This is a genomic window from Nocardia sp. NPDC004260, assembly GCF_053603155.1.
This window is the reverse complement of record NZ_JBSGEZ010000007.1, coordinates 102,395-123,489: the sequence shown is the minus strand read 5'-3', so window position 1 is coordinate 123,489 and position 21,095 is coordinate 102,395. Positions and strand designations below refer to the sequence as shown.

15 protein-coding genes and 1 tRNA gene are annotated in these 21,095 nt (G+C 68.8%); 8 read left to right on the top strand and 8 right to left on the bottom strand.

Translation table 11 applies throughout. From position 1 onward, the window contains the following. The first annotated feature begins 15 nt into the window (after positions 1 to 15). Both ACWEO7_RS06880 and ACWEO7_RS06875 read left to right on the top strand, forming a co-directional pair. On the top strand, positions 16 to 963 hold the full coding sequence (locus ACWEO7_RS06880) for a patatin-like phospholipase family protein (protein WP_452421405.1): 948 nt from the start codon (positions 16 to 18) through the stop codon (positions 961 to 963). Then, positions 960 to 1,796, top strand: coding sequence for an SDR family NAD(P)-dependent oxidoreductase (locus ACWEO7_RS06875; RefSeq protein WP_452421404.1), 837 nt, complete (start codon positions 960 to 962; stop codon positions 1,794 to 1,796). The genes ACWEO7_RS06880 and ACWEO7_RS06875 overlap by 4 nt, the downstream gene beginning before the upstream one ends. Before the next feature lie 54 nt (positions 1,797 to 1,850). Here the strand turns inward: ACWEO7_RS06875 and ACWEO7_RS06870 are convergent, their stop codons facing one another. Together ACWEO7_RS06870 and ACWEO7_RS06865 are read right to left on the bottom strand one after the other, a co-directional pair. Then, on the bottom strand, positions 1,851 to 3,038 hold the full coding sequence (locus ACWEO7_RS06870; RefSeq protein ID WP_452421402.1) for a lipase family protein: 1,188 nt from the start codon (positions 3,036 to 3,038) through the stop codon (positions 1,851 to 1,853). A gap of 358 nt (positions 3,039 to 3,396) precedes the next feature. Beyond that, positions 3,397 to 3,876, bottom strand: a complete 480-nt coding sequence (locus ACWEO7_RS06865) for a hypothetical protein (RefSeq protein ID WP_452421400.1) — start codon at positions 3,874 to 3,876, stop codon at positions 3,397 to 3,399. A gap of 286 nt (positions 3,877 to 4,162) precedes the next feature. Here ACWEO7_RS06865 and ACWEO7_RS06860 point away from each other — a divergent pair, with 286 nt between their 5' ends. After that, entirely contained in the window at positions 4,163 to 7,636 is a 3,474-nt protein-coding gene (locus ACWEO7_RS06860; RefSeq protein ID WP_452421398.1) for an indolepyruvate ferredoxin oxidoreductase family protein, read from the top strand. A gap of 55 nt (positions 7,637 to 7,691) precedes the next feature. Here the strand turns inward: ACWEO7_RS06860 and ACWEO7_RS06855 are convergent, their stop codons facing one another. The 4 genes from ACWEO7_RS06855 to amaB all read right to left on the bottom strand — a co-directional run bounded on the left by ACWEO7_RS06855 (position 7,692) and on the right by amaB (position 12,473). Beyond that, the gene (locus ACWEO7_RS06855) at positions 7,692 to 9,158 is read right to left on the bottom strand and encodes a subtype B tannase (protein WP_452421396.1); all 1,467 of its coding nucleotides are present in this window, start codon (positions 9,156 to 9,158) and stop codon (positions 7,692 to 7,694) included. A 395-nt stretch (positions 9,159 to 9,553) separates the two neighbouring features. Beyond that, positions 9,554 to 10,183 (bottom strand): hypothetical protein, encoded by a 630-nt coding sequence (locus ACWEO7_RS06850; RefSeq protein ID WP_452421394.1) that lies wholly within the window; start codon positions 10,181 to 10,183, stop codon positions 9,554 to 9,556. Positions 10,184 to 10,793: 610 nt separating this feature from the next. After that, positions 10,794 to 10,867, bottom strand: a tRNA-Met gene (locus ACWEO7_RS06845). A gap of 76 nt (positions 10,868 to 10,943) precedes the next feature. Continuing rightward, the gene (gene amaB / locus ACWEO7_RS06840) at positions 10,944 to 12,473 is read right to left on the bottom strand and encodes an L-piperidine-6-carboxylate dehydrogenase (RefSeq protein WP_452421392.1); all 1,530 of its coding nucleotides are present in this window, start codon (positions 12,471 to 12,473) and stop codon (positions 10,944 to 10,946) included. Positions 12,474 to 12,585: 112 nt separating this feature from the next. On the opposite strand from amaB, the gene ACWEO7_RS06835 reads away from it, so the two are divergent. From ACWEO7_RS06835 to ACWEO7_RS06825, 3 genes are all read left to right on the top strand, one after another. Next, a complete protein-coding gene (locus tag ACWEO7_RS06835) occupies positions 12,586 to 13,038 on the top strand; it encodes an Lrp/AsnC family transcriptional regulator (RefSeq protein ID WP_355073522.1) in 453 nt (150 codons plus the stop codon). A gap of 64 nt (positions 13,039 to 13,102) precedes the next feature. Next, positions 13,103 to 14,437, top strand: coding sequence for an L-lysine 6-transaminase (gene lat, locus ACWEO7_RS06830; protein WP_452421390.1), 1,335 nt, complete (start codon positions 13,103 to 13,105; stop codon positions 14,435 to 14,437). 126 nt (positions 14,438 to 14,563) lie between these two features. Next, on the top strand, positions 14,564 to 15,814 hold the full coding sequence (locus ACWEO7_RS06825) for a YVTN family beta-propeller repeat protein (RefSeq protein WP_452421388.1): 1,251 nt from the start codon (positions 14,564 to 14,566) through the stop codon (positions 15,812 to 15,814). Between the two features lie 22 nt (positions 15,815 to 15,836). Here the strand turns inward: ACWEO7_RS06825 and ACWEO7_RS06820 are convergent, their stop codons facing one another. Next, positions 15,837 to 16,181: a hypothetical protein gene (locus tag ACWEO7_RS06820; RefSeq protein ID WP_355073528.1), complete on the bottom strand. Its 345-nt coding sequence runs from the start codon at positions 16,179 to 16,181 to the stop codon at positions 15,837 to 15,839. Positions 16,182 to 16,364: 183 nt separating this feature from the next. Here ACWEO7_RS06820 and ACWEO7_RS06815 point away from each other — a divergent pair, with 183 nt between their 5' ends. Continuing rightward, positions 16,365 to 17,816: a serine/threonine-protein kinase gene (locus ACWEO7_RS06815; protein WP_452421386.1), complete on the top strand. Its 1,452-nt coding sequence runs from the start codon at positions 16,365 to 16,367 to the stop codon at positions 17,814 to 17,816. 170 nt (positions 17,817 to 17,986) lie between these two features. Next, positions 17,987 to 19,948, top strand: a complete 1,962-nt coding sequence (locus tag ACWEO7_RS06810; protein WP_452421384.1) for a protein kinase domain-containing protein — start codon at positions 17,987 to 17,989, stop codon at positions 19,946 to 19,948. A gap of 181 nt (positions 19,949 to 20,129) precedes the next feature. On the opposite strand, the gene ACWEO7_RS06805 is transcribed toward ACWEO7_RS06810, so the two are convergent. Further along, positions 20,130 to 21,068, bottom strand: coding sequence for a patatin-like phospholipase family protein (locus tag ACWEO7_RS06805; protein WP_452421382.1), 939 nt, complete (start codon positions 21,066 to 21,068; stop codon positions 20,130 to 20,132). Positions 21,069 to 21,095: the final 27 nt, after the last annotated feature.

Genomic DNA, 21,095 nt, shown 5'->3' with positions numbered 1-21,095 from the left:
CTAGTGTCTGAGACTATGGGTAACAACAAAGGGTCGCAGCGGCGCGGCCTGGCCATCGGATGCGGTGGCACCGTGGGGGCGGCCTGGATCGTCGCCGCCCTCGCCGCCGCCCGGGACGTGCTCGACTGGGATCCGCGCGAGGCGGACGTGCTGCTCGGCACGTCCGCGGGTGCGGAGACGGTGACGATGCTCGGCAGTGGCGTTTCGGTGGACGACCTGGTCGCGTTGCAGCGCGGCACCGCGAGCGACCCGATCCTGCGCGAGCACCGCGCCGCCGAGCCCGGCCGGTTTCCGCCGCTGCCGCGCCCGCGGCTCGGCTCGCTCCGACTGCCGCTGCGTCGCCACGAGCCGGGCCAGGCGCTGTTGGCCGCGGGCAGCGGACTGCTGCCGGTCGGCGGTGGTGACCCGGGCTGGCTGCAACGGCTGGCCGAACGACTGAACCCCGGCCGCGACTGGGTGCCGCATCCGGCGACCCGGCTGGTGGCGATGGACTACGCGACGGGCGAGCGGGTCGCGTTCGGCGCGCCCGGTGCGCCCGCCGCGACCATCGGCGCGGCACTGCGGGCGTCGTGGGCCGTTCCCGGATGGTTCCCTCCGGTCACCATCGGCGACCGCCGCTTCGTCGACGGCGGCGCGGGCTCCACGGCCTCGGTGGACCTGCTCGTCGCCGAGAACTTGGACGAACTCCTCGTGCTGGCTCCGATGGCCTCCGCGGCCCGGATCCCGGCGACCGGCCCCGGGCACCTGCTGGAACGGCAGCTGCGCAACCGGATGAGCGACAAGCTCCGCACCGAGATCGCACGACTGCGCGCCGCGGGCACGAAGGTGCTGTTCGTGGGCGCGACCGCCGACGACCTCGCGGTGACGGGACCGAACTTCATGGACGGCCGCCGCCGTCTCGCCACCTTCGAACACAGCCTGCGCAGTACCCGCCGCACGCTCGAACAAGGAGCATTCGTATGAGAATCCTCGGATCCGGTTACCCCGCGATCGACCTGCGCGAGGCGACAGTCCTGATCACCGGAGGCGGACGGGGAATCGGCCGGGCCACCGCGGCATTGTTCGCCGCGAAAGGATCCCGTGTCGTAATCGCCGACGTGGACAAACCCGCCGCCGAGGAGACGGCCGCCGCGATCGGGGCGAGCGCGTTCGAACTCGATGTGCGTTCGCGCGGGCAATGGGACGCGGTGGCCGCGGCGGTCGGCGGAATCGACGTGCTGGTCAACAACGCCGGTGTCATGCCTGCGGGCGCGTTCCTGGACGAACCGGACGTGGTCGGTCAGGCCACGCTGGACATCAACGTCTGGGGTCTCATCCACGGCATGCGCGCCGTCGCGCCGGGCATGATCGAGCGTGGTCACGGCCATGTCGTCAACGTCGCCTCGCTGGCCGGCAAGGTCCCGATTGCTGGGCTGGCCGTGTACAACGCGAGCAAGTTCGCCGCGGTCGGTCTCTCGGCGGCGACCCGCCTGGAATTCGCCGGGCATGGCGTCAGTGTCAGCTGCGTCCTGCCGTCGGCCGTGCGGACCCGCCTCTCCTCGGGGCTGACACTCGGCCACGGCATGCCGACCGTCGACCCGGAAGACGTCGCCGCCGCGATCGTGCGCACCTGCGTCACCCGTAAAGCCGAGGTGGCCGTGCCGAATTACCTCGGCCCGCTCGACATCGCACTGGCCGCCGCGCCGGAACGCGCGGTGCGCCTGATCCGCGGCCTGTTCGACGGGGATCGCGCATTGCACCCGGCCGACGAGAAGGTCCGCGCGAAGTACGAGAAAGAGGTGCGTTCCATCAGCTGATGCAGCGAAGAGCGGCCCGGGAGAAACACTCCCGGGCCCGCTTGTCTTCTGGGTTCAGCAGCTGGTCGGTGCGGGTTCGCCGCGGAACCTGGCCTCGACGTAGTTCCACGCGTCCGCGAACCCGGCGGCGGCCGCGGTCAGGTGCTCGGAGATGTCGACGGTATGGAACGTCAACCGCGCACCCGCCTTGCAGTACCGGTCGGCGACCTCGGCGACCGGGTTGTAGAAGGTGAGGGTGTCGAAGCGGCCCTGCCACATGTAGGTCGGCACAGTCGGAACGCCGTCGAAGTACTTCAGGCTGTTCTCCCGCAGGACGGCGTGCGCCTCCGGGCTGTCCATCAGGCTCTTGGACGCCGCCATCTGCTCCGCGCTGCGGAAGGCGCCGTGGAAGAGCAGGAACCGGCGGCAGGCGTCGTGGGTGAATTCCCGGAACCACAAACCGTTCTCGTTGAGCTGATCGGAGATCGGCAGCCGGTCCGGGTACTCCCGCTCCAGCCCCATGGCGGCCGCGAAGGCGAGGCCGAATCCGGGGTGCGGCTCGAAGCCGAGCGCCATCGCCATCTCCTCCAGGTCGGCGGGGATGCCGCCGGCCACGGCGGTGGTGAGTTTCAGATCCGGCGCGTAGGTGGGCTGCATGGCGGCGGCCCACGCGGTGGCCATGCCGCCGCCGGAGTAGCCCGCGATGGCGACGGGGGAGTCGGACAGCCCCAATTCGGCGACCTTGCGGACGGCCTTCACGCTGTCGAGGGTCATCATTCCGGCCAGGCGCGCGGCGCCATAGGCGGAGGTGGGGCCCAGATAGTCCGGCAGCGAGATCGCCCATCCGCGTCCGATGGGCAACATCGCGCCGACCGCGTCCTGTAGTTCGCCGTTGAACAGCGAGCGCGACGGATTGCACTGGGTGCCGAGGGAATTGATCAGCGCCTGGTAGGAGACCAGCGGCGGATTCCGCACCCCGGCGGGCATCAGGACCGTGGTGATGCCCATGACGGGGTTGCCCTGCGAATTGGTGGAGCGGAACGCGACTTGCCAGCCCACGGTCCCGACATACATACCGGTGTCGATCCTGCGGGTCCGTACGACGTCGCCCGGGGTGAGCTCCCCCAGGTCGGGCGGCGCGGTGTAGAAGGAATCGGGATCGGGAGTGGGATAGAGGGGTTGCGCAGTAGCGGGCAGGCCGAGCAGGCCGAGCGAGACGATGCTCACCAGCAAGATCGCGATCCTGAACGGAGCTCTGGACACGGGTTTCCTTCGAAAGTCAGCCGTCACCGACCCACCGACCCGCGGCGGGTATGCCGCGCGTGGTGCTTCGGACGCACCGGCACTACAACAGAAACCGCAGCGAACCTTCGCTGCGGGCGGAGCAGAAGGAACCGCCGCCGTGGGGACCCTGAGTCGATCATGGCGGACTGCCGCACCTCCTTCGACTCCGGGACCGCCGGTAGCCGCGAAGGCGGCACCATCCGCTGCGAAGATAGCGCCCGGCATTCTCCGGACGCCGCTTCGGGACAGGCGAACCGGACAAGTCACAAAGCCCGCGGCCCGCCATTCGACAAGATCACTAACGGAGGTGGTCTACCCGGTCGCGTACCGATCCGGCTCATGTGAAGCTGAGCACCGCGCGCCCGCCCAGCGGGCGTTGCAGGTCGACGACGACCACGCCGTACTCGCGCTTCTGCTCCGGGTTCGCGCCCTGACACGGCGGCATGCCGCGATGCAGGCCATGGATCAACCGCACGCTCACCAGGTCGGCCGATTCCTCCACCCGCGCGGTGAATCCTATGCTCGGGCAGCCGACCGGGCCGGGGATGTGGATCCCGAGCTTGTCGGTCCCGTCCTCGACGTCGTACTCCGAGAAGGGCAGGGCGGAAGTGGATTCCAGGTCCGCGGCATGCGGGATGACGACCATCGTCCCGCCCGCGTATCGCCGGGGACCCGGGTCGGCCCGCATCCCCGCCGCCGCTTCCGCGGTGCGCTCCGGAGTGGCGGGCACGGCCGGGTCCGCCTGCTGCCCGCACGCGGTCAGCGTTCCGAACGTGATGGCGGCGACGATCGCCGTACCCATCCTGCGCAGTGCCACCTCTCCACCTTCACACAGGTGGACGCGGGTGCGGCGGAGGATGCGCGGTGTGGCACCGGTGCGGCTCGCGGAAATGACCGGACGCCTCGACGCATTTGTGTGCGCGTCGTCACAGCGACCTCGCACAGTGCTTAGCCGGTGCCTATCGATGACATGTCTAATTGAGCAGATTGCTCAATTTTCTATTCAAAGGTTGTGCGTTCAGATCTTCGGAGACACGATATCGACACCAAGTGCTCAACGAAGCGAAGCGCCGGATCGGCGCCGAGCGGACGGGTGGATCCGGATGACCGAGCTCGCGGACCGCGATCTGATCGCAGCTCCCTACGACCTCGCCGACCGTTACCGCGTCGGCTCGGGGACCGTTGTCCTCACCGGCGTGCAGGCCATCGCGCGGCAGCTGGTGGAGCAGCATGTGCGTGATCTGCGCGCCGGGCGGCGAGTGGGCACGTTCGTGTCCGGGTACCAGGGCAGTCCGCTCGGCGGCGTCGACAAGATGCTGTCCGGCATGCCGGAGGTGCTCGCCGAGCACGACATCTCGTTCGTCCCGGGATTGAACGAGGAACTGGCCGCGACCTCCGTGTGGGGAAGCCAGGCGGAGCTGCCCGCGGGCGCGGCGACCCACGACGGCGTCGTCGGTGTCTGGTACGGCAAAGGCCCCGGCCTGGACCGCGCGACCGACGCGCTGCGCCACGCCAACATGTACGGCGTGCATCCGCGCGGCGGCGTCCTGCTGCTGGTCGGCGACGATCCGGCGGCCAAGTCCTCCACCGTGCCCGCGGTGAGCGAGCGCTCCTTGGCCGCGATGAACATTCCGGTGCTGTTCCCGCGCAACGCCCGCGAGGTCATCACCATGGGCCTGCACGGCGTCGCCCTGTCGCGCGCCTCGGGTTGCCTCGTGGCGCTGAAAATCGTCGCCGACGTCGCCGACGGCGCGTGGACCGTGGACGGTTCGGTGGGTGACATCGACATCGTTGTGCCCGAAATCGACTGGGAAGGACAGCGGTTCCACTACCGGCAGCGTCCGATGGCCGCGCCTGCCGACAGTTTGCTCGCCGAAGCGGACCTCTACGGTCCCCGCTGGGAGTTGGTGCGCGCCTACAGCACGCGCAACGGTCTGGACGTGATCGAGGTGAACCCGGCCCGCGCCACGATCGGCATCGCCGCCACCGGGACCACCTTCGACGCGGTCCGCCAAGCGCTGATCGACCTCGGCGCCGACGACGAAGCGCTGTACAACGCGGGGATCCGCCTGCTGCGCATCGGAATGCCGTTTCCCCTCGCGCCCGACCGGGTCGGCGAGTTCGCCGCCGGGCTCGACCAGCTGATCGTCGTCGAGGACAAGACCGCCTTCATCGAGACCCAGATCCGCGACATCCTGTACGGGGTCGCGGGCGCACCGGAAATCCTCGGCAAGCGCGACGAGGCGGACCGCCCACTGTTCGGCGCCGACGGCGAACTGACCTCCGGGCGCGTCGCCGCACCGCTGCGCAGGGTGCTCGACGGGCACATCGAACTGAAACGTCCACTTCCGCAACCGCTGTCGCTGTCGGTGCTGCCCGCCAAGCGCGCGGCCTACTTCTGCAGCGGTTGCCCGCACAATCGTTCCACCGCCGTTCCGGAGGGCTCACTGGCGGGCGGCGGCATCGGCTGTCACACGTTGGTGACCATGTCCGGCCGCGCCGACAGCAAGGTCACCGGGCTGACCCAGATGGGCGGCGAAGGCGCGCAGTGGATCGGTCAAGCGCCGTTCACGGACGTGCCGCACCTGTTCCAGAATATCGGTGACGGAACGTATTTCCATTCCGGCCAGCTCGCCGTGCAGGCGTGCGTCGCCGCCGGCGTGAACATCACCTTCAAGCTGCTGCACAACGATGTGGTCGCGATGACCGGCGCGCAGCACGCCGAGGGCGCGCTCACGGTGCCGACGCTCACCCACAAACTCGCCGTCGAGGGCGTCCGGCGGATCATCGTCTGCGCCGACGAGCCCGAGCGCTACCGCAAGCGCGATCTCGCTCCCGGCGCCCTCCTATGGCACCGCGACCGCCTCGACGAAGCGCAACGCACACTGCGCGAGATCCCCGGCGTCACCGTGCTGATCTACGACCAGCACTGCGCGGCCGACGCGCGGCGGCAGCGCAAGCGGGGCGCGCTGCCGGTGCGCCGCACCCGGGTGGTCGTCAACGAGGCGGTGTGCGAAGGCTGCGGTGACTGCGGCGTGCAGAGCAACTGCCTGTCGGTGCAGCCGGTGGACACCGAGTTCGGGCGCAAGACGCGGATCGACCAGACCTCGTGCAACACCGACTACAGCTGCCTGAAGGGCGACTGCCCCGCGTTCGTCACGGTCGAACTGCCCGACCCGGCCGCGCGGAAGCCGCGCCGAGCCGGTCGCGCGCCGCAGCCGCCTCGGCTGCAGGACCTGGTGCACGAACCGCCGACGACCACGCAGAACGTCTTTCTCGCCGGCATCGGCGGCACCGGCATCGTCACCGTGAACCAGGTCCTGGCGACCGCCGCGATGCGCGCCGGGTACGAGGTGGCGAGCCTGGACCAGATCGGCATGAGCCAGAAGGCCGGGCCGGTGGTCTCGCATCTGCGTTTCGCCGTCGGGGCGCTGGAGCCGGCCAACCGGTTGGCCCCGGCCTCGGCCGACTGCATCGTGGCGTTCGACCTGCTGGCCGCCACCGACAACAAGAACCTGGCCTACGGCTGCGCGGAGACGACCGTCTCGGTCGCCTCCACCAGCGAGACCCCGACCGGGGACATGGTCTACGACCGGTCCGTCACCTACCCAGGTGAGGCGGCGTTGCTGCGGCGATTGGAACAGGTCTCGCGCTCGGTGCGGTCCTTCGATGCTCTCGCCGCCGCGGAGGTGCTCTTCGGCAACACTGCCGCCGCGAACTTCCTCTTGGTCGGCGCAGCCTACGAACTCGGTGGTCTGCGGCTGCCGGGCACGGCGATCGAGGAGGCCATCGAGATCAACGGCGTGGCCGTGGACGCCAATCTCGCGGCCTTCCGCTGGGGCCGGATCGCGATAGCGCGGCCAGGGGAGTTCGCCGCCGCCACCACGCGTCGCACGGCCGAACCCACTCCGGTACCGGTGCCCGCGGACCTGTTCGACGAGCTGACCGCGACGGGCGAGACGCGGCGGCTGGTCGAGCTGCGGGCCGTCGAGCTGATCGGCTTCCAGAGCGTTGCGACGGCGCGCGACTACGTCGCCACGATGCAACGAGTATGGGCTGCCGAGCGCGAGGTGACCGACCGTACCGAGTTCAGCGAGCAGGTCGCGCGCGGGCTGTACAAGTTCACGGCATACAAGGACGAGTACGAGGTGGCGCGACGGCTCACTGATCCGTCGTTCCTGGCCGAGGTCGCCGCGCAGGTACCCGAGGGGGCGAACCTCACCTATCGGCTGCACCCGCCGGTCCTGCGCGCGCTGGGACGGAAGGACAAGATCGGAATGGGGCCGGGCAGCCACTTCGCCCTGCGCTTGCTGGCCAAGGGAAAGCGGCTGCGCGGCACGAGATTCGACCCGTTCGGATACGCGCACGTGCGACGCGTGGAACGTGAGTTGCGCACTCACTACACCGCGATGGTGATTGACCTCGCCGAGGGGCTGGACCGGTCGGGCTACGACCGAGCCGTGCGGGCGGCCGCGCTCGCCGACGTGGTGCGCGGATACGAGGACATCAAACTCGCCAACGTCGCCGACTACGCGGAACGCCTGCGCGAACTCGGTATCGAGCCGCCGCGCTGCTAGCCGCTACATCGGTGGTCGGCCGGCCGCCGAGGTCGACACCCCGGCCGGCCTCTCGTCATCCGGTGTAGCCGGTCACCTTGCCGATCCACGCGACGAAATCCGCGGCGTCCTCGTTGCTGCCGTGCCCCGCGTCCCAATACATCGCGGCGTCGACCTGGTCGCCCAGATTCGCCAGGCTCGCGGCGAGATTGCCCACGATGGTCAGCGACGCATCGGTGTCCTTGGTGCCGACGCGAATCCACCAGTGCTTCGCTCGGGCGGGATTGCGCTGCCGGAGAAAGAACATGGGGTTCATCATGCTGATCTTCTCGGGCAGGTCGCTGTCGAGTTGCGCGCTCGGGTCGCCCGTCGCTCGCCGCAGGCTGAACAGGGTGAAGTGCCTGGCCTTGACGGTGCCGACACCGAACAGGTTGTTCTCCGGAGAGGACAAGTCGAAGGCGTCGAACGCGGGCACGCCCTTCTTCCGCTCGCCCACGTGCGCGAGAAAGTTCGGCCAGGTGAACTCCGCCCGGTCGCCTGACCAGGTGATCCACGTGTTGGCCGCCAGGTAGCTCGAACGCTCGGAGTCCTGCAAAGCGATCAAATACGTGGTGGCCGCCGGTTCGAGGTAGGTACGCACGAGGTAGTTGCCGTAGTTGTCGGCCGTGATCGGCCCGAATCCGTCCGTCCCTTGCAATTCCAACGATGCTTGGTAGTCCACGAACGCGGTGCTCAGTTCGCGCGAGGCCGTCGCGTCGAGTTCGCCGGAGCGTAGCGGGTTGGCGCCCCAGTTCCACTCGTAGGCCATGTCCGCGTGGTCGAGATCGGTCACGGGACAGTAAGAGGCGGCGGCGAAAACGGCGTCGCTCGCGTCCGCCGCGCCGAGTTCGGCGAGATATCGGTCGTACATCCGGTTGTCGGCGGAGGCAGCCAGCAGCGCCGACAGTGCGCCGCCCGCGCTGACACCGGTGGCGACGATCCGGTCGGTGTTTCCCGGAACCCGGCCGGAGTTGTGCCGCAGGTATCGGACCGCGGCCTTGAGATCCACGATGGCGGCTGGCGCCACGCCGTAGTACGTGCCGTCCGGGGCGATCAGGTCGCGCCCGCGCGCACCGGGCTCGACGACGACATAACCCGCCGCGAGGGCGAGCTCGCGGTTCCTGTCCCGATCACCGCCGTCGTCCGGCTTGCCGCCCTCGGCCGCCGACGACAGATAGCCGCCGATGGAGTTGCTCAAGAGAATCGGAGCCTTGCTCGCGTCGACGGTGTTCCCGTCGATCTCGACGGGAACGCTGATGTTCAAGCTCTGATACGTCTTGTTCACCGGTTTCGCCACGTAGACAACGCTGTCGTAGAACCGGTAGGTCACGTTCTTGTCCCGCTCGAAAGTGGCGACGGTCTTCTTACGCACCGTGAATTCGTCCGGGTCGAAAGCCAACTCGTCCGCCGGTTGCGTGTCGCCTTTCAGCAGGCCGCATGCGGCGGCGAACATCGGTGCGGCAACCGCCGCCACACACCCCTCGAGCATCGCCCTGCGCCGCACATCGCTCTCCTTCGCCTTCGTGGCAAGCGTTCGGCGTCGCGGCCGTAGCCCCGTCGGCAGAACTCTTGCCCGGAACGAATCAGCTGGTCATCGGGTCGCTGAGATCGAAGGATAGCGGCAGGGGACGCCGCGCTCGCGTACCTGCGCGGCTGCGCCCGACGCGTCCGCCGAAAGGCGGGCGTCGGGCGCAACCTGCCGGTCGGCGGTCAACGACCGCCTGGTGGCGCGTCGGTCGGGTCAGCTACTCCCAGCACTCGCTCGGCCCGCCGCAGGACGAGGCAGCGCGAGGAACAGATGACGTGGATTTCGAGAGCGCGCCGCGCTTGCCCCTCGGTGAGTTCGCCCGGGTCGGCGAAGCAGTCGCCGATATTGGAAGTGACCGATCGCACGCGAGATCAGCCGACTTTCACCGGGACGACAGCGGCAGCGGCGAATCGAGCACGACTGACGGTAAGAGCGACCAAACCGGCATTGCCCGCCGTGGAAATCATCGGACCGGCGATCGAAACGAATTCGAACCCGCTCACCAGGAGCACGCCGAGCAGGCCGAGGCCGTTCGCTAGTGTGTTCGCGGCGAACGTTTGCCAGGTTTCCTCGTGCGGTTTGGACCACACATGCCGGAGCGTCGGAATGGTGGCGATGAGATTGGCGCATATCGCGAAGAGCGCGCCGAATGCCTTTTCCTGTACGCCGACCGTCACCAGCACGCATGCGATCGAGGAGACCAGACAGGCCCAATCGATATTGTCTTCCGGTCGCAGACCGGACCCGCGGGTGATGCCGACGGCGATGACCGCCGCGTTCATCGCCGCCGCCGCGGCGTTGATAGCCGCGGCGAGATAGCCGCCCTCGAGGTACGCCACCACCGCGAACACGGTGTTCGCGGTGCACCAGGCCGCCCACGACGCGATGCGCGGCCGGGTGTCCCCTTCCAGTATCCCCGCCAGGTACGCGATGACACCGAACAATGAAATGCCGACGCTGAGACACGCCAAAGACGAGCTCACATTCCAGAAATCACTCACGCGGAACTTTCCTCACAGATTGTTGTCGTTGCACGCAGAGATGGCCGACAGTGGCGATCGAATCATTACGAACACGCCGAAGGAGACAAGCCGGGTGCGGTGATGGGAACCGGGGGTTGCCTGCGGGAAACACTTCGGGATGATTTGTCCAGGTGACTCGAAAGTATCGTGACACGACAACTCGGACGTCACCAATCGAGGACGGTGCCGTAACCATCTTTTAACCACCGATTCGCCACGGCGATCGGCGGCCGATTTATTCTGCTGGAGATGCGGATGTGAGCTACGGAACAGACTAGCGTCGAAATGTATCGAAGGATTGCGCGCGTCGCAGTAAGCGACATCAGCAGTGATGGAATTTGCACGTCGACTGTCGGGGTCCCGACAGCAGCGACAGGGGTCTACGCGATGCGCCCAGCGTCGGATCTCGCCGCCCACCTCGCTGGACCGGGGGCTCTCCGTGCATCGCTGGCGACCTCGCTGGATCCGGAAGCCACGGCGTTCTATGAGGTGTAGCGCCCGGACGACCCGCTATGCGTGGCCCGTGGTCGTGACTCGATCCGGCAAAAAAAGAAACGGCCCGGAGCGTGTGCTCCGGACCGTTCCGCAGTAGCGGGGACAGGATTTGAACCTGCGACCTCTGGGTTATGAGCCCAGCGAGCTACCGAGCTGCTCCACCCCGCGTCGGCTTTGCCAACACTACACAGGGTGGCGTCGAACTACCCAATCGTGCTGGTAGGACGGCATGTTGTGGGGTCGCTCAGCCGAACTCGATGCCTTGGGCGAGGGGGAGTTCGGTGGAGTAGTTCACGGTGTTGGTGGCTCGGCGCATGTACGACTTCCAGGAGTCCGAGCCGGATTCGCGGCCGCCGCCGGTCTGCTTCTCGCCGCCGAAAGCGCCGCCGATCTCGGCGCCCGAGGTACCGATGTTGACATTGGCGATCCCGCAGTCGGATCCGTCGGCGGCGAGGAAGCGTTCGGCCTCGCGCTGGTCGGTGGTGAAGACGGCGGACGAAAGGCCCTGCGGCACTTCGTTGTGCATGGTGATCGCGCGATCGAAGTCGTCATAGGTGAGCACGTAGAGGATCGGCGCGAAGGTCTCCTCCCGCACCACCGCGGTCTGGGCGGGCATGCGCACGATGGCGGGCCGCACGTAGTAGGCGTCGTCACCGAACCCGTCGACTCGCTCGCCGCCGCAGACCAGTTCGCCACCGTCGGTCACGGCCTTGTCGAGCGCCGCGCGCATTCCGGTGTATGCCTTGCCGTCGATCAGCGGCCCGACCAGCACCCCGTCGTCGAACGGATCGCCGACGGACAGTTGCCGGTACGCCCGTTCGAGTCGGTCCAGCAGCGGGCCCGCCACGCTTCGGTGCACGATCAGCCTGCGCAGTGTCGTGCAGCGCTGCCCGGCCGTGCCCGCCGCCGCGAACACGATGGCTCGCGCCGCGAGGTCGAGGTCGGCGGACGCGGTGACGATCGCGCCGTTGTTGCCGCCCAGTTCCAGCAGGCAGCGCCCGAGCCGCTCGGCCACCCGTGGCGCCACCAGCCGACCCATCCGCACCGAGCCGGTCGCGCTCACCAGCGCTACCCGCTCGTCGTCGACCAGGCGGGAGCCGACGGCGCTCGCACCCTGGATCAATTGATGGATCTCGGGGTCCGCGTCCACTTCGCGGGCCGCCCGCCGCAGCAGCGCGTGACAGGCCAGCGCCGTCAGCGGCGTCGTCTCCGACGGCTTCCACACCACGGTGTCGCCGCAGACCAGCGCGATCGCCGTATTCCATGCCCAGACCGCGACGGGGAAGTTGAACGCCGAGATCACCCCGACCACGCCGAGCGGATGCCAGGTTTCCATCAACCGGTGGCCAGGACGTTCCGAGGGCATGGTGTGGCCGTACAGCTGCCGGGACAGGCCGACGGCGAATTCGCAGACGTCGATCATCTCCTGCACCTCACCCGCGGCCTCGGCGGGGATCTTGCCCGCCTCGAGCGTGACGAGCTCGGCCAGGTCGCTCTTGTGCGCGGTGAGCAGCCGACCGAGGCTGCGCACGACCCCGGCCCGGACGGGCGCCGGAACACCGCGCCAGTCGCGGAAGGCGGTAGCGGCCCGGCCGATCGCGGCGCCGACCTCCTCGAGCGAGCTGGATCGCACGGTGGTCAGCTGCCCTCCGGTGATCGGAGTGCGTGCGGGCAGATCGCCGGGTTCCGGTGGCGGCGCGCCCAATTGGCGCAGCACCGCCTCCGCGCGGGCGGCGAGTCGCTGGGTGGCCTGGTCGTCGAGTACATCGGTCATCTGTTGTTCCGCCATACCTTTCGGCCGCGTCGCGGCGTGTCTGTCCCACATAGCGGGAGGGTGGAGGTCAGGTTCCGGACACGAGGCGGGCTGCCTGAGTTAGCCTTCGCTGATGGCGGATACACCGGCAAGACCCGTACTCGATGACATCGATCGCCTGCTGATTCGTGAACTGATGGCCGATGGACGGGCCACTCTGTCGAACCTGGCCGAAAAGGCGAGTCTGTCGGTGTCCGCGGTGCAGTCACGGGTCCGCCGATTAGAGGCGCGCGGTGTGATCCGCGGGTACACCGCGCACGTCGATCCGGAAGCCCTCGGCCAGCTGCTGTCGGCATTCGTCGCGATCACTCCTCTCGACCCGTCGCAACCCGATGACGCGCCGGCGGTGTTGCAGCACATCCCCGGCATCGAGGCCTGCCACTCGGTGGCCGGTGAGGAGAGCTACATCCTGCTGGTGCGCGTGGCGTCCCCGCGGCACCTCGAGCAGTTGCTCCAAGAGATCAGAGCCACCGCCAATGTGCGCACCAGGAGCACCATCATCCTTCAGACATTCTATGACAAGTGACGATTTGGTGTAATTAATCCGCCATGTTGTAGAGGTTCCGTAAATTCTTACGTACCCTCAGGGCGTGACCATCGAACTGGAACGCACCCGCCCGGCGGTCACCCCCGCCGCCCGGGTGCACGAGATCTTGTCGGCGAGCATCCTGGCCGACGGCTTCGACTTCGTCCTCGACCTCACCCGTTCCCGTGGCTGCCGCCTCGTCGACGAACGCGACGGCAGCCCCTACCTGGACATGTTCGGCTTCTTCGCGTCCAACGCGCTGGGCATGAATCACCCCGCTCTGGCCGAGGACGCCCAGTTCCGGGCCGAGCTGCTCACCGCGGCGGTGAACAAGCCGAGCAACTCCGATGTGTACACCGTCGAGATGGCCCGCTTCGTCGAGACGTTCGTACGGGTGCTCGGCGATCCGCGGCTACCGCATCTGTTCTTCATCGATGGCGGCGGACTCGCGGTGGAGAATGCCCTCAAGATCGCGTTCGACTGGAAGAGCAGGCACAACGAAGCACACGGCCGCGCAGCGGAACTCGGCGCCAAAGTGCTGCACCTGACCGGCGCGTTCCACGGCCGTACCGGTTACACCATGTCGCTCACCAATACCGATCCGGTGAAGACCGCGCGTTTCCCGAAATTCGACTGGCCGCGCGTCAAGTCGCCTTATCTCACCGACGCGTTCGACGTCGAGGAGGCGGAGGCCTGCGCGCTGGCCCAGGTGCGGCGGGCATTCGAGGAAAGCCCGCACGACATCGCGTGTTTCATCGCCGAGCCGATCCAGGGCGAGGGCGGCGACCGGCATCTGCGTCCACAGTTCCTGCAGGCCGTGCAACGGTTGTGTCACGAGAACGACGCGCTGTTCGTGCTGGACGAGGTGCAGACCGGCGTAGGTATGACCGGAACGCCCTGGGCCTATCAGCAACTCGGCTTGGCGCCGGACGTCGTCGCGTTCGGTAAGCGGACCCAAGTGTGCGGAGTCATGGCGGGTGGGCGGGTGGACGAGGTGCCCGACAACGTCTTCGCGGTCAGCTCCCGGCTCAACTCGACCTGGGGCGGCAACCTGGCCGACATGGTGCGCAGCAGACGCACCCTGGAGGTGCTGGAGCAGGACGCGCTGATCGAACGCTCCCGGCCGTTGGGGGCGCACCTGCTCGAACGGCTGGGCGCGCTCGCCGCCCGGCACGCCGATGTCAGCGAACCGCGCGGGCGCGGCCTTATGTGCGCGATCACCCTGTCGTCCTCCCGGCTGCGCGACGAGGTGCTCACCGCGCTGCGTGAGCGCGAGCACGTGCTGATCCTCGGCACCGGCGAGCGGGGCATCCGTTTCCGTCCTCCGCTGACGGTCACCGGCCCCGAACTGGACGAGGCCGTCGACGCATTGGATCGCGTGCTGACCAGCCTCGAATAACGCACGGAGGTTCGATCCGGACATTCCGGTGCACCCCGGCGCGGGTGCGCCGGAATTCCGGCTTCGGCTCCTAGGCTTCGCACCCATGTCATCTCGTCTTCACCACGCTCCGACAAGGTGCAGCAGGTGAACCGACAGCGGATGTTCCGGCGTTGCGCGCCCCACCTCGTCGTCTCCATGCTGCTGCTGCCGGCGCCGGCCGGCTGCGCGGCCGGTGACGCGGGCACGGTGGGCGCCGAGCAGAGCCGGACCGCCCAGACCACCGTGGCGACCCCGGCCGCCGCGGCCGCCGCGGCGGCCCCCACTACAGGCGCGCTCCCACCGCACATGACCGATCCGCTGCCCGGCATGCCGCCGCCGCTCTCAGCGACCGACGTGTACGTGGCCAACCGAGAGCTCAGCCCCACCGTGGCCGGCCACCGCCCGCTCGTCTACGTGCCCAACAGCAAATCGAACACGGTCTCGGTGATCGATCCCGAGACCTTTCGAGTGATCGACACCTATGCGGCGGGCGGCTCGGAACCACAACACGTCGTGCCGTCGTACGACCTGCAGACGCTCTACGTCACCAACGATCTGCCGATCGGCGCGGGCAGCCTGTTGCCGATCGACCCGAGGACGGGCAAGCCGGGCGAACCGTTTCCCGTGCGCGATCCCTACAACATGTACTACACGCCGGACGGCCGGTACGCGCTCGTGGTCGCGGAGGCGGACAAGTCGCTGGATTTCTACGATCCGCGAACCTGGCAGAAGACGCACGCCATGGCGGTGCCCGACTGCGCCGGAATCGACCACATGGACTTCACGGCCGACGGCCGTTTCGCCCTCGTCTCGTGCGAATTCAACGGCCGCATGCTGGTTTTCGACGTGGCCGAGCGCAAAGTCGTCAAGCTGGTCGATCTGCCCGGCGGTCGCTCGGGCATGCCGCAGGACGTGAAGCTGTCCCCGGACGGCCACACTTTCTTCGTCGCCGACATGACCGCCGACGGCATCTACCTGTTCGACGCGCACACTTTCGAGAACACCGGATTCGTGCCGACCGGCAAGGGCGCCCACGGCCTCTACATCACCCGCGATTCCGCGCAGATGCTCATCACCAACCGGCACGAAGGCAGCGTCTCGGTGTGGGACTTCGCGGCGAGCGGGCTGGTGCGCACATGGTTCGTGCCCGGCGGCGGCAGTCCCGACATGGGCAACATCTCCGCGGACGGTCGCGTCTTCTGGGCGTCCGGCCGGCACCACGACGAGGTGTACGCCATCGACATCGTCAACTGGAATCTGCTGGCTCGCATCCCGGTCGGGAAAGGGCCACACGGACTCACGATCTGGCCGCAGCCGGGCCGCTATTCCACGGGCCACACCGGCGTCATGCGCTGACCCGGCCCGGCCGGCGCAGCGGTCAGGACCTGACCGGACGCAACCCCAGACCGCCTTCGACGAAGCGCTGAACGGACGTCAGCCCGGCGTCCAGAGCGGCCTCGTAGCCGGGGCGCGCCCACCCGCTCACCTTCGCGGTGCCGTCGGCCTCGGGCGTCACCCCGATTTCGGCGACCAGCTCGGCTGTGGTCGGTTCGCAGACCGCCCAGGAGAAGTGCGTTTCCTCCGCCCAGCCCGCACCGCGCCGGGCCACGTAGTCCGGTTCGGTGATGCCGCCCGCGGCCAGCGCGGGGCGGTCGTCGATGCGGTCGTCGGCGCGAAGGGCGCGCAGATACCAGGCGCCCGCATTGATTTCGATCGGCTCCATCAGCGTTCGGCCGTTCTGCCGCGCGTGTCACCGGCGGGCACTCCGCCGAATTCCGCGACGCCGAACGGCCTCACTGCGACATGATCGGATGGCCGCCACGTCGCTTTTGCGCGTTTCGCGGTAACGAACCGAATTTGGGGTAGCTCGATCATGAGGAAGAGGCTAGCGGGAGGTTCTATCGATATGGGCGAGCTATGCTTCGGCCATTACCGCCTCGATCGGTTGCTGGGCACCGGCGGCATGGGCGAGGTCTGGCTCGCGCACGACACCACGACCGACCGTGTGGTCGCGTTGAAGCTGCTGCCCACCGCGTACGCGGCGGACCCGAAATTCCGGCAGCGGTTCACCAGGGAGGCTCGGCTGGCCACCCAGGTGCGCGGGCCGCACCTGGTGCCGATCCATTCGTTCGGCGAGCTCGACGGCCGCCTGTACATCGATATGGAGTTCATCGAGGGCTGCGACGTGGCCGCGCTGCTGCGGCGTTCGGGGCGGCTGGACCCAGAGCGGGCGATCGAGATCGTCGCGCAGACGGCCGCCGCGCTCGACATCGCGCACCGTGCCGGCCTGGTGCACCGCGACGTGAAGCCGTCGAACATCATGGTGACGCCCGGCGGCACGGTCTATCTGATCGACTTCGGCACCGCGCACCGCAGCGACCAGCCCGCGCTCACCGCCACCGGCAACGTGGTGGGCACGCTGGCCTACATGGCGCCGGAGCGGTTCGACCGGGCCGCGGGCCCACGTTCGGATCAGTACTCGCTGGCCTGTGTGCTGTTCGAGTGCCTGACCGGACACCGGCCGTTCGACGACGGCGAGCCGCCACGCCTGTTGCGCGCCCACCTCATGCAAGCCCCGCCGTCGGCATCGGCGCTGAATCCGGCCCTCCCGCCCGCGCTGGACGCGGTGATCGCGCGCGGCATGGCGAAGGACCCGGACCAGCGCTGGTCCAGTGCGGGGGAGCTGGCTTCGGCCGCGCACGTGGCGCTGACCGGCCGGGACGCGAACACGGTCGAGCTCGCCTCCGCGGTGCCGACCGTCGTGCTGCCGCCGCTCCGTGCGGTGGCCGCCTCCGGTGTCTCGCCCCGGGCCGGTGTCTCGCCCCGGACCGGTGTCTCGCCCACGACCGGTGTCTCGCCCACGACCGGTGTCTCGTCCGGCGCGCGTGCGTCCCTCGGACCACGCCTGGCGCTGGCGTCGTTCGGGGCGCTCGCCGCGGCGGTCGCCGGGTCGTTGTGGCTGGGACGGCCGGACGCGGCCGACGCGGGACCGGCGACAATGCCGCTGCCGTCGTCGAACCAGGACCACGGGGCACCGTCGAACCCGCCGACGCAAGCCCCGGCCGCGCCTGCGCCGATCTCGGCGCCCATCGTGGTCCTGCCCGGCGCGGGCCAGCCGTGCGATCCGGCGGTCGACGTGCACAGCGTCGTTGTGGACGGCCTGGTGCTCACCTGTACTCCGTCGGCGGGCCGCACGAGCTGGCTTCCCACGTCGTCCGCGTCCGGCGGTGTCGCCGTGCGGAACGCCGACGACTCGACCGGGTCCGGGCAGCAGGATTCCGGCGACAAGCATGACCGTGGCAAGCCGGATCACGCGAACCAGGGACATGGCAGGGACAAGCCCAAACCGGGCAAGTAGGCGGGCCGTTGCCGGACTGTCGTCGAGCCCACAGTGGTGTGTGACGCGGGGCGGGGTTACGCTCCGAAGAGGGCCACTTTTACGGCATTCGCGCGGTGACCTGCTGATTTTCGTTCCGCGCCGCGGGGAGGCCGGATCGGCCAGATGTCAACGGTGACTGGAGGTTCGCGATGGGGGAGGTGCGATTCGGGGGCTACCGGCTGGAGCGACTGCTCGGCAAGGGCGGTATGGGGCAAGTGTGGCTCGCCTACGACACGGTGGCCGCGCGGCGGGTGGCGTTGAAGCTGTTGCCTGCCGAACTCGCCGCCGCCGCGGGATATCGCAAGCGATTCGAGCGTGAAGCCGAAGCGGTGGCGCAACTGCGCGATCCGCACGTACCCCGGATCCACCGGTTCGGCGAGATCGACGGCCGGCTCTACATCGACATGCAGTTCGTCGAGGGCACGGATCTGGCGGGCAAACTGCTGGCCGAGGGAGCGCTGCCACCGGCCGTCGCGGTCGGCGTCATCGGCCACGTCGCCGCGGCGCTCGATGTGGCGCACCGGCGCGGGCTGGTGCACCGCGACGTCAAACCGTCGAACATCGTCGTGCACCCCAGCGGCTTCACCTACTTGATCGACTTCGGCATCGCGCACGGGCTCGGCCAGACCGCCGTGACCACCACGGGCATGGCGATCGGCACCCTGGCGTACATGGCTCCGGAGCGGTTCACCGGGAAGGTGGACGGACGCGCCGACGTCTACTCGCTCGCCTGCGTGCTCTACGAGTGCCTGACCGGCTCCCGGCCCTACGGCGACACCGACCCCGCACAGCAGATGCACGCCCATCTGATGGCGACGCCCCCGCGAGCCGGTTCGGTGTGCGCCGCTGTCCCCGCCGCTCTGGATGCCGTCATCGCCCGCGGTCTGGCCAAGGAGCCGGACGAAAGATTCGCGACCGCCGGGGAATTCGCCGCAGCCGCGCGATCGGCGATCGGCGTTCCCGACTCGCGAGCCGTGCCGCCGTCGGCCCCCGGGGCGGGTGGCGACGGCGGTCCCCTTGGGCGAGAAGATGTTTCGCCGCGTCCGTCAGCTGGAGCTGCGGCAGAGCGTTTCTCGGAAGCGCCGAGTGCACCGCCACGGCGCATGCCTACCCCGACCAAAGTCATGCCCCAGCCAGGCCCGACGCCGACGCTCGTGGCGACCAGGCTCGACTGGTCCACGATCACCCCTGGGCCGATTCCCGCCCCGGGCAAGGACGTTTCGCAATCGGGTCCGCCGGTGCGGGGATATGCCGGTCCGTCGGCCGTCCCTGGTCACCCCGCTGCGGGACAGCCATATTCAGCAGGCGGGTATCGAAACGCGCCGTACGCCGTTGGAGGCGGACAACCGGGTTGGCAGGGCAGATTGCTCGCCCTGCAAGCGCGCGTGTTGTCCCCGAAGCCCGGCCCGATCGCGCCGCCGTACCGCGCGCAGGCGCGCAAGGTCTTCCCGGTGGTCCCGCGTCCGGGTCGGCGGACGGTTCCCCAGCGGCCGGGCGCCACGATCCCCCGGCGTCGGCGGAGCTTGCTGTCGAAGCTGATCGGCGCGCTGATCGTGATGTTCCTCGCGCCGTTCGCGTTCGCGGCCGGTTGCGTCGCGTTGATCGCCGCGGGAACCAGAACCGGCGACTCCGGCGCGCCCGCGCCGACTCTGCCGCCCGCGGCGGTGGCGGTGGAACAACCCGGACCGTCCCGGGACGACCCCATGACCGATCCGGCTGCCGTGGCGCCGGTCGGCACTCCCGTTCGCGACGGCAAATTCGAATTCGTCGTGACGAAGGTCGACGCGGGCGTGTCACGCATCGGATTGCAGACGGCCGCCGGTTCGTTCCTGATCGTCACGCTGGCCGTCCGCAATATCTCCGACGAATCGAAGTGGTTCCTGCCGCTGGGCCAGCGCCTGCTGGACACGCAGAACACTCCGTTCGACCACAACGCCACCGCCACCATGTGGCAGAACACCCAACAGCGCCTCGGCTACTCCTTCGAGCTGCGCCCCGGGCAATCCGCCACCACTCAACTCGTCTTCGACCTCCCGCCGACGGTCACTCCCGACCATTTGGAACTGCACGACTTCGTTCTGTCCAACGGCGTCCGAGTCGCCCTCGACTGAACGTCTTCGCGCAGCGATGCCAGTGCCGATCCGGAAACGGATGCTCTCCGCCCGAACACCTCGCTACCGGGGTGACTCCGCTGCACGGCGCGGCGAGCGCGGTGTCGATCTCGGCGACCTGTACGCGGGTCCGCGATGCTCTCGGCGTGCCCGCCTGTGGATGGGAAGCGGCGAGCCCCGGTCAGGCGGCTGGGAGGACGGCGGACAGCGCGGTGAGGACGGCTTGGCGGCCGATTCGCAGGCCCGCGGCCAGTAGCGTGGTGTCGCGAGCGGCGCTGTCGATGTCGGGAGAGCCGAGGGGCGGGTGGATTTGCAGTACCGAGTCGCCGAGTTCGGCGAGCGCCCGATCCTCGATCTCCTGTTGGCGGGGGCGTTCGAGCCAGGCACGGTACGCGCCGGGGGCCACCGCGCGCATATAACCGCCGCCGACGATCTGGTGCAGGCGCGACGCGGGCGGGCGCCGTTCGTCCACGCGCCGGGTACGCAGGACCAGGGCGAGGGTGGCGCCCGCTCTGACCGCGGTGCGGATCGGCACGGTCTCGGAAAGACCTCCGTCGAAGAAGGCCGAACCGCCCAGGACGACCGGAGGTCCGGCCAGGAGGGGCAGGCCCGCCGACGCGCGCAGCGCGCGCATGAGCGTCCGCTTGTCGGTGATGTGCGGATGCAGGTCGACCGCCTGCCCGGTCCGGATATCGGTGGCGATCGGGTGAAACGTCGTGGAGTTGGCCAGGATCGCCTCGAAGTCCATCGGTTCGATGCCGTCGTACACCTGATGCACGAGATACCGCAGATCGAACGCGGGGCGGCCGCGCAGCAGCCGAGCCGGGTCGATGGCACGGCGCATGATGGCAGGATCGGTCCACGAGCGCATGCCGGGGATCGCGCGCCCGCACAACAGCCATGCGCCGTTGATCGCGCCCGCCGACGTGCCGTACACGGCATCGAATATCCCGGCGAGTCCGAGTTCCTCCAGCGCGGACACCATGCCGCTGGAGTACACGCCCCGGCTGCCGCCCCCCTCCACCACCAGCGCCAGGCGGTGACCGTCGGCACGGCCGCCCGTGGCACGACGCGCGCGGATCACTTCCGCGACAGGAGAGAGACTTGTCGAGCTGGTCACCGGATCACGATACGACACCACGGTATG

Bases quoted from the DNA above. Each gene is read 5' to 3' on its own strand.
- amaB (WP_452421392.1), bottom strand. From the start codon at position 12,473: ATGACCGATGTACTCGACGACCAGGCCACCCAGCGACTCGCCGCCCGC.
- ACWEO7_RS06880 (WP_452421405.1), top strand. From the start codon at position 16: ATGGGTAACAACAAAGGGTCGCAGCGGCGCGGCCTGGCCATCGGATGC.
- ACWEO7_RS06860 (WP_452421398.1), top strand. From the start codon at position 4,163: ATGACCGAGCTCGCGGACCGCGATCTGATCGCAGCTCCCTACGACCTC.
- ACWEO7_RS06810 (WP_452421384.1), top strand. From the start codon at position 17,987: ATGGGGGAGGTGCGATTCGGGGGCTACCGGCTGGAGCGACTGCTCGGC.
- ACWEO7_RS06815 (WP_452421386.1), top strand. From the start codon at position 16,365: ATGGGCGAGCTATGCTTCGGCCATTACCGCCTCGATCGGTTGCTGGGC.
- ACWEO7_RS06820 (WP_355073528.1), bottom strand. From the start codon at position 16,181: ATGGAGCCGATCGAAATCAATGCGGGCGCCTGGTATCTGCGCGCCCTT.
- ACWEO7_RS06875 (WP_452421404.1), top strand. From the start codon at position 960: ATGAGAATCCTCGGATCCGGTTACCCCGCGATCGACCTGCGCGAGGCG.
- ACWEO7_RS06835 (WP_355073522.1), top strand. From the start codon at position 12,586: ATGGCGGATACACCGGCAAGACCCGTACTCGATGACATCGATCGCCTG.